Origin of the sequence: Acuticoccus mangrovi (genome assembly GCF_016411865.1) — a bacterium.
Lineage (GTDB): Bacteria > Pseudomonadota > Alphaproteobacteria > Rhizobiales > Amorphaceae > Acuticoccus > Acuticoccus mangrovi.
In genome coordinates, this window is record NZ_JAEKJA010000005.1 from 61,728 (window position 1) to 73,953 (window position 12,226).

General features: G+C 70.9%; 13 protein-coding genes. 7 read left to right on the forward strand and 6 right to left on the reverse strand.

The annotated features are described in order from the left end of the window. Nucleotide 1: 1 nt before the first annotated feature. Together JCR33_RS06965 and JCR33_RS06970 are read left to right on the forward strand one after the other, a co-directional pair. Entirely contained in the window at nucleotides 2–1,132 is a 1,131-nt protein-coding gene (locus JCR33_RS06965) for an alpha-D-ribose 1-methylphosphonate 5-triphosphate diphosphatase (RefSeq protein ID WP_198881320.1), read from the forward strand. A gap of 126 nt (nucleotides 1,133–1,258) precedes the next feature. Next, nucleotides 1,259–3,547 (forward strand): putative bifunctional diguanylate cyclase/phosphodiesterase, encoded by a 2,289-nt coding sequence (locus JCR33_RS06970; RefSeq protein ID WP_198881321.1) that lies wholly within the window; start codon nucleotides 1,259–1,261, stop codon nucleotides 3,545–3,547. 217 nt (nucleotides 3,548–3,764) lie between these two features. On the opposite strand, the gene JCR33_RS06975 is transcribed toward JCR33_RS06970, so the two are convergent. From JCR33_RS06975 to pcaQ, 6 genes are all read right to left on the reverse strand, one after another. Further along, nucleotides 3,765–4,820 carry a threonine aldolase family protein gene (locus JCR33_RS06975; RefSeq protein ID WP_198881322.1) on the reverse strand — a complete coding sequence of 352 codons (1,056 nt, stop codon included), beginning with the start codon at nucleotides 4,818–4,820 and terminating at the stop codon, nucleotides 3,765–3,767. Continuing rightward, nucleotides 4,817–5,374 carry a DoxX family protein gene (locus tag JCR33_RS06980; protein ID WP_198881323.1) on the reverse strand — a complete coding sequence of 186 codons (558 nt, stop codon included), beginning with the start codon at nucleotides 5,372–5,374 and terminating at the stop codon, nucleotides 4,817–4,819. The genes JCR33_RS06975 and JCR33_RS06980 overlap by 4 nt, the downstream gene beginning before the upstream one ends. 62 nt (nucleotides 5,375–5,436) lie before the next feature. Continuing rightward, nucleotides 5,437–6,198 (reverse strand): HvfC/BufC N-terminal domain-containing protein, encoded by a 762-nt coding sequence (locus JCR33_RS06985; RefSeq protein WP_198881324.1) that lies wholly within the window; start codon nucleotides 6,196–6,198, stop codon nucleotides 5,437–5,439. After that, entirely contained in the window at nucleotides 6,198–7,052 is an 855-nt protein-coding gene (gene bufB / locus JCR33_RS06990; protein ID WP_198881325.1) for an MNIO family bufferin maturase, read from the reverse strand. The genes JCR33_RS06985 and bufB overlap by 1 nt, the downstream gene beginning before the upstream one ends. Before the next feature lie 27 nt (nucleotides 7,053–7,079). Beyond that, nucleotides 7,080–7,436 carry a BufA1 family periplasmic bufferin-type metallophore gene (locus JCR33_RS06995; RefSeq protein ID WP_198881326.1) on the reverse strand — a complete coding sequence of 119 codons (357 nt, stop codon included), beginning with the start codon at nucleotides 7,434–7,436 and terminating at the stop codon, nucleotides 7,080–7,082. A gap of 104 nt (nucleotides 7,437–7,540) precedes the next feature. Then, on the reverse strand, nucleotides 7,541–8,455 hold the full coding sequence (pcaQ, locus tag JCR33_RS07000; RefSeq protein WP_198881327.1) for a pca operon transcription factor PcaQ: 915 nt from the start codon (nucleotides 8,453–8,455) through the stop codon (nucleotides 7,541–7,543). 95 nt (nucleotides 8,456–8,550) lie between these two features. Here pcaQ and pcaD point away from each other — a divergent pair, with 95 nt between their 5' ends. Genes pcaD through JCR33_RS07025 form a run of 5 tightly spaced genes read left to right on the forward strand, consistent with a single transcriptional unit; the run spans nucleotide 8,551 to nucleotide 12,176 of the window. After that, complete coding sequence (pcaD, locus tag JCR33_RS07005) at nucleotides 8,551–9,348, forward strand: 3-oxoadipate enol-lactonase (protein WP_198881328.1); 798 nt, start codon at nucleotides 8,551–8,553, stop codon at nucleotides 9,346–9,348. Then, complete coding sequence (pcaC, locus tag JCR33_RS07010) at nucleotides 9,345–9,761, forward strand: 4-carboxymuconolactone decarboxylase (protein WP_198881329.1); 417 nt, start codon at nucleotides 9,345–9,347, stop codon at nucleotides 9,759–9,761. The genes pcaD and pcaC overlap by 4 nt, the downstream gene beginning before the upstream one ends. Further along, on the forward strand, nucleotides 9,758–10,498 hold the full coding sequence (pcaH, locus tag JCR33_RS07015; RefSeq protein ID WP_198881330.1) for a protocatechuate 3,4-dioxygenase subunit beta: 741 nt from the start codon (nucleotides 9,758–9,760) through the stop codon (nucleotides 10,496–10,498). The genes pcaC and pcaH overlap by 4 nt, the downstream gene beginning before the upstream one ends. Then, a complete protein-coding gene (gene pcaG / locus JCR33_RS07020; RefSeq protein WP_198881331.1) occupies nucleotides 10,498–11,103 on the forward strand; it encodes a protocatechuate 3,4-dioxygenase subunit alpha in 606 nt (201 codons plus the stop codon). Before pcaH ends, pcaG begins: the two co-directional genes overlap by 1 nt. Nucleotides 11,104–11,105: 2 nt before the next feature. After that, a complete protein-coding gene (locus JCR33_RS07025) occupies nucleotides 11,106–12,176 on the forward strand; it encodes a 3-carboxy-cis,cis-muconate cycloisomerase (protein WP_198881332.1) in 1,071 nt (356 codons plus the stop codon). The last annotated feature ends 50 nt before the right edge of the window (nucleotides 12,177–12,226 follow it).

A 12,226-nucleotide genomic window follows, 5' to 3' on the forward strand; every position in this document is an offset into this window, starting at 1 on the left:
CGTGACCACATTCACCAACGCCCGCATCGTTCTTCCCGACGCCGTTCTCGACGGTCACGTCGTGGTGGAGGACGGCCGCATCGCCGCCATCGGCGAGGGCGCGGCGCACGGTGAGGACATGGAAGGGGACTATCTCCTTCCGGGGCTGGTGGAGCTCCACACCGACCACCTCGAGACCCATGTCGCGCCCCGGCCGCGGGTGCGCTGGAACACCACGGCGGCGATCCAGGCGCACGACGCGCAGATCGCCGCCTCGGGCATCACCACCGTGCTCGACGCGCTGCGGGTGGGGCTCGAGGCCGATTCCAGCCTGACCTCTAAGGATTCCCGCGCGATCGCCGACGCCATCAACGCCGCCCAGGCCGACGGGCGGCTGCGGGTGGAGCATCGCTTCCACATGCGCTGCGAGGTGTCGGACGAGTACGCCATTCCGGGATTCGAGCTGTTCGACGATCTCGACGGCGTCTCGCTGATCTCGCTGATGGACCATACGCCCGGCCAGCGGCAGTTCCGCTGCCTCGACGCCTACCGCGCCTATTTCCAGGGCAAGACCGGGATGTCGGACCCCGACTTCGAGGTGTTCCAGGCCGAGCGGCGGGCCCGCGCCGCCATCTGGTCGGACAAGAATCGCCGCGAGCTCGCCGAGCGCGCCAAGGGTCGCGGCGTCGTCATCGCGAGCCACGACGACGCCACCGTCGAGCACGTCGCCGAGGCGGTGCGGGACGGGGTGAGCCTCGCCGAGTTTCCCACCACCATCGAGGCCGCCGAGGCCTCGCGGACGGCGGGCATGCGGGTCCTCATGGGCGGGCCCAATCTGGTGCGCGGCGGGTCGCACTCGGGCAATGTCTCGGTGGGCGAGCTCGCCGATGCCGGGGCGCTCGACATTCTGTCGTCCGACTATGTGCCGTTCTCGATGCTGCAGGCGGCCTTCGTCCTGAGCGAGCGCGAGGGTTGGACGCTGCCGGCCGCCATCGCCACGGTGACGGCCGCTCCTGCGGCGGCGGTGAGGCTCGACGATCGCGGCCGCCTCGCGGAAGGGCTGCGGGCCGACATGGTGCGGGTGCGCCGCAAGGATGCGGGCGAGATTCCCGTGGTCCGCTCGGTTTGGCGCGAGGGGATGCGCGTCCTCTGATCGCGCAGCGTCCGCAAGCCTCGCGCAAGCCATTGTCCCTCTAATAGCCGTGCGGCTTGCCGCGCGGGGCTGCCCAGGGGTCGGCACGGCGGTCGGCGTCGCGACTGTGAGCGACGGAGGCAGGCGATGCGCGAAACGCAGGCGATGCGCGGAACCCAGACGACGGACGGAACCCATACCACGGGCGGAACCGAGACAACGGGCGAGGCGCAGACCAACGGCGAGACGCAGCCGCCGCGCAGGACGTCAGGGCGGGCCGCTGGCCCCGCCGAAGGGGCGGAGCCGTTCGGCGCCGATGGGGCATCCTCGGGGCTCACGCGCCCGCATCGGCTCGCCCGTCTCGTCGCTAAGGTGTTGGGCGTTTCCGGCGGTCTCGTCGATCCGGGGGGCAGCGAGCGGCCGGTCGTGACCGCCGCGCTCGGCCACTGCGCGGATCGCCTCGCCGCCGCCTGGAGGCGGCCCGACGTGCGCAGCGCCGCCACCCTGACCGCCTCGGGCGAGGGGGAGGCGCTGTTCGCCCGCTTCTTCGCGCTGCCGATCATGCTCGGCGGGCGCGAGGCCTGGCTTGCCGGGATCGACGCGCCCGATCGTGCGACCCCGCCGGAGCTTGCGGCCCTCACCGAGCTGATCGCCGAGCTATCGGCCGACCGCGCCGGCCAGATGGAGGCCGCCGCGCTCTGGCTGTCCCATCTCGAGCGCGACAACCGGCAGATGGCGCGGGCGGAGCGCGTCACCGGCATCGGCACCCTCACCTACGACGTGCGAAGCGGCGCGATCGACATCTCCCCCTCCGGTCTGCGCGTGCTCGGCCGGGAGGCGGTGGGCTCGCTCGAGGAATTCCTCGGCGTCTTCGACCCGTTCGACCGCCATCGCCTCTATCGCCTCTTCGCCTATGGCGACGCGCGTCAGGCGGCGTTCGACGTCGAGCGCCCCTTCCTCGACGATGCCGGCAAGGTCCGCCACGTCCACATCCACGGCGAGCACGTGTGGGGGGAGGATCGTTGGGGGGGCGATGGCGGCCGGCCCGCGACGCTGTTCGCGACCCTCCACGACGTGACGGTGGAGCGCGCCCGCACCATCGAGATGCGCGAGCTCGCCGAATGCGACCAGCTCACCGGCGTGAAGAACCGCAACGTGCTCGAGACCGCCGCGGCCGCCGCCGTCGACGCGGCGGCGCAGTCGCACACCCGCGTCGGCCTCTTCATCGTCGATATCGACGCTTTCAAGGAAATCAACGACATCCACGGCCATCCCGCGGGCGACGAGGTGCTGCGTTTCGTGGCGCGCGGGCTCACCAGCCTGGTGCGCGCCAGCGACGTGGTGCTGCGCCTTTCGGGCAACGAGTTCGCCGTGATCCTGCACGACGCCGGCAGCGCCGAGAGCGTCATGGCGCTGGTGCGCCGCATCCACGACATCCTGTGCTGCCACGTGCGTGTCGCGGGGCAGACGGTGGCGCTGTCCCTGTCGATCGGCGTCGCGGTGTTTCCGGACGACACCAGCGTGCCGGTCGACCTCTACCGCGCCGCCGACTACGCCCTCACCGAGGCAAAGAGCGCCGCGTCGGGCACCATCCTGCGGTTCGATCCGGCGATGCGCGAGCGGCGCGCACGCCATCGCATGTTCATCGCCGAAGCGCGGCAGGGGCTCGCGCGCGGCGAGTTCATGCCCTTCTTCCAGCCCAAGCTCGACCTGTCGTCGCGCCGCGTCGTCGGCTTCGAGGCGCTGTGCCGGTGGCGCCACCCGGAGCGCGGCGTGCTCGGCCCGGGCGACTTCCTCGCCGCTCTCGAGGATCCCGACCTTGCCGGCACCCTCTCCGACGTGAGCCTCGCCGGCGCCTTCGCCGCGGTGGCCGCCTTCCATCGGCGCGGCATTCCCGTCGGCCACATCGCGGTCAACCTCAACTGCGCCCAGCTCGAGCGGGTCGACCTTCTGCCCCAGGTCCAGCGCCTCCAACGGGAGTACGGGGTGGAGCGGCACGAGATCGTGTTCGAGATCCTGGAAAATGTCCTCATCCGCGAGAAACGGACCACCTACGAGAACCTCACCGATCTCTATGCCCGCGGCTTCCACCTCTCGCTCGACGATTTCGGCACCGGTTTCGCCTCCCTCTCCCACATCCGTGAGCCCTTCATCCGCGAGGTGAAGATCGACCGCAGCTTCGTCGCGAGCACGACGCACAACCGGCACGATCGTGAGATCGTCGCCTCCATCGTGGGAATGGCGCACAAGATGGGGCTGAAGGTGGTCGCCGAGGGCATCGAGGACGAGGCGACGCTGAAGCAGCTCGTCGAGATCGGCTGCACCGTGGGGCAGGGCTTCATCTTCGCCCCGGCCCTCCCGCTGCACGAGGCGCAGGAGTTCGTGAGCCGGCAGAACCGCATCGCCGCGATGCTCGTCGGCAGCGACACGGCCTGACCTCGGATGATGCCCGACGCCTGCGCCGGGTCGGACTGCGGTCGCGGGCTGTCGGCGGAAGATCGGCGCCGCCCCGCCAAGGGCGCGCTGGAGTACGTCCCGCTCAACCTGGGTCAGGTCGAGCGGGGAAAGCGTGCTCGCTCTCCAGATTCGGTGCGATTGCTCTTCGCTCAGGTTGATCCAACCTGAGCGGCAAGCGCGCTAGCCGGAAGGTGCGCTACTCGGACAGCGCGGCAGCGAGGGCGTCGAGCTGCGCCGCGTCGGTGCGAAAGCTCGTGACGAAGCGCTGCAACGTCCAGTCCGGCCCGGGAGCCGGCGGCAGAAGGCGGCTGCGCACGCCGATCGCATGGGCGACGATGCCCGCGGCGGCAAGCCGTGCCGAGAGGGCCGGCGCCAGATAGGCGAACATCTCGTTGGCCTCCGGGGCGAAGAGGAGGGCGGCTTCCGGGCTCGCTTCGAGGAGGGCGGCGAGGCGGGTCGCCATCGCGTTGGCGTGGGCGGCGAGGGCGAGCGCGTGACCGTCCTTCAACAGCGCCACCGCCTGGGCCGCGGCGAAGCGGTTCTTGGAGAACAGCATCGCCGCCTGCTTGTGGCGGTAGGCGAAGTCCTCCGCCATCGCCGGATCGAACAGCACCACCGCCTCGGCACAGAACGCCCCGACCTTGGTGAAGCCCAGCGACATGATGTCGACGCCGGCGCGCCAGGTGAGGTCGGCCGGCGCAGCGCCAGTATGGGCGAGGGCGTTGAAGAAGCGCGCCCCGTCGAGGTGCACCATCGCGCCCCGCGCGTGGGCGACGTCGGCGATCGCCGCCACTTCGCCACCGCCGTAGCACTGACCGAACTCGTTGACGTTGGTGAGGCTGATCGCGGTCGGGCGACCGTGGTGGACGACGCCCTCGGGATATTCGGCAAGGCGGGCGGCGACCGCGTCGGCGGTGAGGCGGCCTGCGGCGCCGTCGATCGGATCGAGCGTCTGGTGGGGGGCGAAGAGGCCTGGCGCGCCGGCCTCGTCGCGGGCGATGTGGGCATCGACGTGGCAGATCACCACGCCGCCGGGCCGCGACGCCGCCGCGAGGGAGAGGCTGTTCGCCGCGCTGCCGGTCGAGACGAAGAACAGCGCCACCTCGCGCTCGAAGAAGGCGGCCGCGAGCGCATGCGCCTCATGGGTGAGGGGATCGCCGCCATAGGCGGGCGCGAAGCCGTCGGCCGCGGCGGCGAGGGCGGCGACCACCGCGTCGGAGGCGCCGGCCCAGTTGTCGGACGCGAAGCTCATCGCCGCAGCCACATGCGGCCGAAGAGGGCGTCGAGCGAGATCGGGCCCGGCCCCTTCAGCACCAGCGTCACCAGCAGGAAGAGCCACAGCGCGCGCTGGTCGGCGATGAGTGAGCCGGACTGGGGACCGAACCAGGAGCCGATCGCCGACGCATCCACCCCGTGCTGGGTGATGTCGGACCAGGTCATGACGATGACGAAGATGATCATGCCGAGCGAGGCGAAGCGGGTGAGGAAGCCGGCGACGATGAGGCAGGGCAGGATCAGCTCGGCATAGGTCCCGACGTAGACGGTGATGTGCTCGAAGAGGCCGAGCTCGGTCGGGTCGTAGCCCACCGCCTCCATCTGCTTGGGCAGGATCTGCGCGTAGGCGCCGGCGTCGAGGTCGACGAGGCCCATGACGCCGTCGCCGAACTTGGTGAGGGCGCTGTTGAGGAAATAGACGAGCAGGACCCCGGCGAAGACGAGCCGGCCGAGGGTGCCGATGAGCCAGTCCTCCAACAGGCGCTGCATGGAGAAGAAGACGACGTGGTAGACACGCGCGAGGATGAGCATGGAGCCGGCCTCCCAGAATAGCCCGAGATGTTCGACGTCGTGGCGGACGCGGCGGCCTTTGGCTAGGTCGGCGAAGTCACACTCACGCGGCAGAACGCACCTTCGCGGAGAAGGACGCTAAGGACCTCGACAATATCGGCATTCTCGGCCAACGCGGCACTTTCGCCAAGCGGTCGCCCGGCGAGAAGAGGTGCGGCGAAATCGGCCGCCGCCGCCGAAAGGGGTGTGACGCGCACGTCAAGGTCAGGACGGGTGACGAGGGCGGCGGGCTCCGGCGAGGGATCCGCGGGTGGGTCGGCATTCTTCTGCCAGGCGGCGAGCCCTCCGGCGGGGAGCGGGAGGAGGGCGGCTGCCGGATGGGCATCGAAGCGGGCGGTGGGGAGGGCGTCGGCGGCGAGCGCCGCGAGATCCTCCGGCCGCAGCGGTGCGGCGTCGGCGGCGTGGTAGGCGGTGAGGCGGCAAAACTCCAGCCGCGCCACTTCCGGCACGAACGGGTAGGGGGCGAGGCCCGGAAGGCGCGCGATCGCGTCGGCAAAGTTGCCGCCGTACGTCATGAGGAGCGGCGAGCGAGGCGGCTCGCGTTCGACATAGTGGAGGGCGGCGGCGCGGAAATAGTCGTCCCCCATCAGCCGGCGCGTGGCGGGGAAGGCGGCGCCGAGTGCGTCGGCGAGGGAGGCGCGCATCGTGTTGCGCCACACCATGAAGCGCTCCGGCGCCGCCCGTCCGTGCCCGTCGACGAGGCCGGCGACCCGTTGCGAACGGTCGAGAAGCGCCGCCGCGAACGCCGCCTGAGCCTCGGCGCGGCGGGGCGGCGGCTCCGCCATCAGACGGCCTCGCGGGCGCGGACGGCGGTGAGGATCGCCTCCGCCCTCTCCGCCTCGGCGGCGAGAGTGTCGAACGGCGGCACGGCGGCGTCCCACTCGATGAGCGTCGGGAGGGGGCGGCCGATCGTCTCGACCACGTTGCGGTAGAGCGACCAGACGTCGGCCGAGACCGGCCCGTCGTGGGTATCGATCAGGAGGTCTCCGGCCGCGTCCTCCCGATGGCCGGCGAGGTGGATCTCGCCGACGGCGGCGAGCGGGAATGCGCCGAGATAGTCCTCGGCGGCGAAGCCGAGGTTCGCCGCCGACACCGCCACGTTGTTGACGTCGAGGATGAGGCCGCAGCCGGTCATCGCCACGAGGCGGCTGAGGAACGCCGTCTCGCTCATGGTGGAGGCCTCGAAGGCGGCGTAGCGCGAGGGGTTTTCAAGCAGCATCGTGCGCCCCAAGGCCGTCTGCACCTCGTCGACGTGGCGGGCGACGCGGTCGAGCACCCGATCGGTGTAGGGAAGCGGCAGGAGGTCGTTGAAGTAGGCGCCCTCGTGGGTCGACCAGGCGAGATGCTCGGAGACGAGGCCCGGACGGGTGCGCTCGGCGACCGCGACGAGGCGGGCGAGGTGGGCCGGATCGAGCCCCGCCTCGGCCCCGATCGACAGGCCGACGCCGTGGAGGCTCAGCGGCAGCACCTCGCGCACCGCCGCGAGGGCGCGGTGCGGCGGCCCGCCGGCGCCCATATAGTTTTCGGCATGGATCTCCACGAAGCCGACGCGGCCGGGATCGGCAAGCAGCGCCTCGGCATGGGCGTGCTTGAAGCCGATCCCCGCGCGGGGCGGGACGTCGCCGGGGGCGAAGGTCATCGTCGCCTCGCTCGCCTGCGGCGCGGCTCAGGCCGAAGGCTCGGGCACGGGCTTCAACCCGGTGGTGGCGGTGCCAGCGGGCAGGTCGCGATCGAGGCCGGTGAAGCCCTCCGCCTTGAGGTTCGCCTCGGTGGCGCCGTGGCGACCGCCCGGCAGCTCGGTTGTGGCGCAGGTGCCCTCCGGAACGAGGCTCCAGGCGTTGCCCTGATAGTCGACGGTGGAGGTGCCGGCGCAGGTGGTGCCGGGACCGGCGGCGCAATCGTTGTCCCCGGCGAGCGAAACGCCGAAGCACTTCTCGTTGGCGGCCTCGACCGGGCTCGTCGCCATCGCCGCGGCGGCGGCGACCGCACCGGCGAGGGCAGTCAGGGTCCAAGGCTTGGTCATGGCGGCATCCCTGTGGTTGTTGTTCTGCAGGATCGGGATGCACTCTACAGTAGAGCCCGGATCACGCCGAAATAAAGCGTCCGCGAGCGTCGGTGTTCGATGGATCACCGAACGGTGACCTTGCGCACCGCCTCGATGAAGACTTCGGCCGCGGCGCTGCGGGCCACCCCGGCGCGGGTGGTGAGGCCCACCGCGCCGAGCGTCGACGTGGTGTCGATGGCGAGCGGGCGGAACTCGCCGCTGTCGATCTCCGCCAGCACGACGCCCCGCGAGATGATCCACACCGCCCAGAAGCGCCGCACGAAGGTGCGGCCGAAGGAGTCCGACACCGTCTCCACCGCGCGCGGCGGTTCCGGAATGCCGTGCTCCACGAAGAGGCGGTCCACCATGGGGCGGATGATCGACCCGCGCGGCGGCAGGAGCACGGGATAGTGCGCCATGCCGTCGAGGGCGCCGGCGCCGGGGGCGGCGAGCGGATGGTCGCGGTGGACGACGAACACCACGCGGTCGTGGGTGAGGGGCTCGAAGGCGAGCCCCTCCATGTCCTCCGGGGCGGGCAGGCGACCGACCACGAGGTCGAGCCCGCCCCGCCGCAGCCGGTCGAGGAGAAGGTCCTGGTCGCCGCTCGCGATGCGGAGCCGATTGCCGCGTCCCTGCCGCAGATAGAGATCGACCGCCGCGGGAACGATGGTGGTCGACACGGTGGGCAGAGCGCCGATGCGCACCGGCGGCCCGTCGCCCACCGCGCCCTCCGAGAGGGCGGCGAGGCCGCCGCGGACCGCCGCGAGGCTCGCCCCCGCGTGGCGCAGGAAGATCTCGCCGTCCGGCGAGATGCGGATGCCGCGGCCGTCGCGCTCCACCAGCGGCTTGCCGCACACCGCCTCCAATTCGCGCAGGGTGCGCGAGACGGCGGGCTGCGTCATGTTGAGCGTGTCGGCCGCGCGGCTGACACTCCGATGGCGTGCCACCTCGACGAGGACTTCCAGATGGCGCACCCTCAATCGGCTCGTCTCACTCATATCGATTCCGGTATAGAAAAAACCTGAATCGTCATTTTTCATTCGCGTGAAGCGGTGGCAACCTCTGAGCCCGGATGTCGCCGGAAGAGGTTGCTATGCCGTTTGCCACCCTTGCGGGCGTGACCCTCCATTATGAGGAGCGTCCTGCCGCGCCGGGCGCACCCACCATCGTGTTCGCCAACTCCCTCGGGACCGATTTTCGGATCTGGGGTGGCGTCGTCGCCCGGCTGCCGGAGAGCTACGGCATCGTGCGCTACGACATGCGCGGCCACGGCCTCACCGATCTCGCGCCGGCCGAGACGCTGGAGGCGAACGTCGCCGATCTCGCCGGCCTCGTCGAATATCTCGGCCTCGCCAAGGTGGTCGTGTGCGGCCTCTCGGTCGGCGGCATGGTGGCGCAGGGCTTCGCCAAGGCCCATCCCGACCGCCTCGCCGGTCTCGTCCTGTGCTGCACGGCGGCGAAGGTCGGGACCGCCGCCGACTGGAACGCGCGCATCGAGACGGTGCGCGGCAAGGGGCTGGCGGCCATGTCCGACGCGATCATGGAGCGGTGGTTCTCGCCCGCCTTCCGCGAGGCCGAGCCCGCCATCCTCGACGGCATGGTGAACATGCTGGTGCGCCAGCCGGCGGAGGGTTACGCCGCGATCTGCGCCATGCTGCGCGACACCGACCTCACCGCCGATGCGCCGGCGATCGCCGTGCCCACCCTCGGCATCGCCGGCACCGCCGACGGGTCGACGCCGCCGGCGCTCGTCGGCGGCACCATCGATCTCATTGCCGGCGCCGAGCTCCACGTGATCGACGGGGCCGGCCACATTCCCTGCGTGGAGCGGCCGGACGCCGTCGCCGACGCGCTCGTCGACTTCATGACCAGAAAAGGCCTCTCCCGATGACCGATGGCTTCGACCCCTTCACCGCCGGGATGGAAACGCGGCGTCGCGTTCTGGGGACGACCCACGTCGATCGGGCCGAGGGCGCGAAGACGTCGTTCGACGAACGCTTCCAGCGGATGATCACCGAGGCCGCGTGGGGCCATGTCTGGTCGAACGATCACTTCACGCCTCGCGAGCGCTCGATGGTCACGTTCGCGATCCTCGCGAGCCTCGGCCGATGGGACGAGGTGGAGATGCACGTGCGCGCCTCCCGCAACACCGGCGCGACGCCCGAAGACCTCGCCGAGGTGCTGATGCATGTCGCGATCTATGCCGGCATCCCGGCCGCCAACCATGCGATCAAGATCGCCAAGACGACGCTCGCCGCAATGGACGCCGAGCGCGAGAGCGAAATGAGCGGAGGAACGACGTGAGAAACGATCCCGGCGACGCGCGCCCCTTCATTCCGCGCGATCTCGCTTTGCACCCTGCTGCGTTCGACCCCGGTTACAAGACGAGCGTGCTGCGCTCTCCGCGTCAGGCGCTGATCTCGTTCCAGAACACGCCGACCGAGATCACCGGGCCGATGTTCGGCCACGACACCATCGGCCCGCTCGATCACGACCTGACGCGCAACTGGGCGCAACCCGGGTTGAGCGCCATCGGCGAGCGCATCATCGTCCACGGCAGGCTGATGGACGGGGAGGGGCGGCCGGTGCCCGACGCCCTCATCGAGATCTGGCAGACCAATGCCGGCGGCCGCTACCGCCACGTGCGCGATACCTACGTCGCCCCCCTCGATCCGAACTTCGGCGGCTGCGGCCGCACGCTCACCAGGGAGGACGGCTCCTACGCCTTCATGACGGTGCGGCCCGGCGCCTATCCCTGGCCCAACCGGGCGAACGATTGGCGGCCCGCCCACATCCACTTCTCGGTGTTCGGCCACGGCTTCGCCCAGCGCCTCATCACCCAGATGTATTTCGAGGGCGACCCGTCGATCCCGCTCTGCCCCATCGTCGGCACCGTGCCCGACGCGGAGGGGATCGCGATGATGACGGCGACACTCGACATGGACGCCACCGTTCCCTTCGACGCCCGCGCCTGGCGCTTCGACATCGTGCTGCGGGGCCGCCGCTCGACGCCGTTTGAGAACCGGCCGGAGGGCAACTGATGGCCCGCCTCAGAGAGACCCCGTCGCAGACCGCCGGACCCTATGTCCATATCGGCATGGTGCCGACCTTCGCCGGGGTGGAGAACACCTATCCCGAGGACCTCGGGTCCGGCCCGCTCTATTCGGACGGGGTGAAGGGCGAGAAGATCACCATCAAGGGCCGCATCTTCGACGGTGCCGGCGCGCCGATCCGCGACGCGTGCGTGGAGATCTGGCAGGCGGACGCGGACGGCCTCTACAACTCGCCCGCCGAGCGCCGCGGGCTCTCCGACCGTCACTTCAAGGGATGGGGCCGGGCCGCCGTGTCGGGCGACAACGGGGTCTACGTGTTCGAGACCATCGTGCCCGGCAAGGTGCCGCTGGGGGACGGACGGGTGCAGGCTCCCCACATCGCTTTCTGGATCGTGGCGCGAGGGATCAACGTGGGCCTCCACACGCGGATGTATTTTCCGCAGGAGAGCGAGGCCAACGCCGTCGACCCGGTGCTCAACCGCATCGAGCATCCGACGCGGCGGGCGACCTTGATCGCCGAGCGCGAAGGCAACGTCTACACCTTCGACATCCGCCTGCAGGGGGACGGCGAGACCGTCTTCCTCGACGTTTGACGATGGGGGTCACCGTCTTCGAGCACAGCCTGTTCGCGCCGCTCTTCGGCGACGCGGAGACGGCCGCGGTGTTCGCGCCCGATCACACGCTGGCGCTCTACAACACGGTGGAGCTCGCCTTGACGCGGGCGCTCGCGGCCAACGGGCTCGCCGACCATGCCGCCGCCGAGCGCGTCGCGGCGCTGCTCGCCGACTTCCGCCCCGACATGGACGCGCTCGCCGTCGCCACCCTGCGGGACGGGATCCCGCTGCCCGGCTACGTCAAGGCGCTGAAGGCGGCGGCGGGCGACGATGCGGTGGCCGTCCACAAGGGCTCCACCAGCCAGGACATCATGGACACCGCGCTCGTGCTGGCGCTGCGTTCGGTGAACGCGATGCTGGAGACCCGGCTCGGCGCGCTGATCGTCGCCCTCGGCGAGCTCGCCGACCGGTTCGGCGATCGGCCGCTGATGGGCCGCACCCGCATGCAGGCGGCGCTGCCGGTCACCGTGCGCCACCGCATCAAGGAGTGGCGGACGCCGCTCGCCCGGGAGGTGGCGGCGCTCGAGGGGCTGCGACCGCGGCTCGAGGTGCTCCAGTTTGGCGGTCCCGTCGGCACCCGCGAGGGGTGGGAGGGGAAGGGCGACGCGGTCGCCCGCCACATGGCCGCGGCGCTCGGCCTCGCCGATCCCGGCGCCGCCTGGCATACCGAGCGCGGCAATCTTGCCGCCTACGCCGCGTGGCTCGCCGCGGTGTCGGCCGCGCTCGGCAAGATCGGCGCCGACGTGGCGCTGATGGCGCAGCAGGGCATCGGCGAGATCCGCCTCGCGGGCGGCGGCGGCTCGTCGGCGATGGCGCACAAGGCGAACCCGATCGCGGCCGAGCTCCTCGTGACGCTGGCGCGCTTCACGGCGGCGGGGTTGGGCGGTTTCGCCCAATCCGCCGTCCACGAGCAGGAGCGCTCCGGCACCGCGTGGGCGCTCGAATGGATGATCCTGCCGCAGATGTGCGTGGCGACCGGGGCCGGACTTGCCACCGCCCTGCGCCTGGTCGCCGCGGTGGAGATGATGGGCTCGGCGGGGAGTACCCCCTAGCGGGCACGTCGAATGACAACGAAAAGAAGGCCGTACAGGCCGATCGAAAG

What these genes read in the sequence shown, in the direction of transcription:
- JCR33_RS06970 (WP_198881321.1), top strand. Translation starts at nt 1,259, where the DNA reads ATGCGCGAAACGCAGGCGATGCGCGGAACCCAGACGACGGACGGAACC.
- JCR33_RS06975 (WP_198881322.1), bottom strand. Translation starts at nt 4,820, where the DNA reads ATGAGCTTCGCGTCCGACAACTGGGCCGGCGCCTCCGACGCGGTGGTC.
- JCR33_RS06980 (WP_198881323.1), bottom strand. Translation starts at nt 5,374, where the DNA reads ATGCTCATCCTCGCGCGTGTCTACCACGTCGTCTTCTTCTCCATGCAG.
- JCR33_RS06985 (WP_198881324.1), bottom strand. Translation starts at nt 6,198, where the DNA reads ATGGCGGAGCCGCCGCCCCGCCGCGCCGAGGCTCAGGCGGCGTTCGCG.
- bufB (WP_198881325.1), bottom strand. Translation starts at nt 7,052, where the DNA reads ATGACCTTCGCCCCCGGCGACGTCCCGCCCCGCGCGGGGATCGGCTTC.
- JCR33_RS06995 (WP_198881326.1), bottom strand. Translation starts at nt 7,436, where the DNA reads ATGACCAAGCCTTGGACCCTGACTGCCCTCGCCGGTGCGGTCGCCGCC.
- pcaQ (WP_198881327.1), bottom strand. Translation starts at nt 8,455, where the DNA reads ATGAGTGAGACGAGCCGATTGAGGGTGCGCCATCTGGAAGTCCTCGTC.
- pcaD (WP_198881328.1), top strand. Translation starts at nt 8,551, where the DNA reads ATGCCGTTTGCCACCCTTGCGGGCGTGACCCTCCATTATGAGGAGCGT.
- pcaC (WP_198881329.1), top strand. Translation starts at nt 9,345, where the DNA reads ATGACCGATGGCTTCGACCCCTTCACCGCCGGGATGGAAACGCGGCGT.
- pcaG (WP_198881331.1), top strand. Translation starts at nt 10,498, where the DNA reads ATGGCCCGCCTCAGAGAGACCCCGTCGCAGACCGCCGGACCCTATGTC.
- JCR33_RS07025 (WP_198881332.1), top strand. Translation starts at nt 11,106, where the DNA reads ATGGGGGTCACCGTCTTCGAGCACAGCCTGTTCGCGCCGCTCTTCGGC.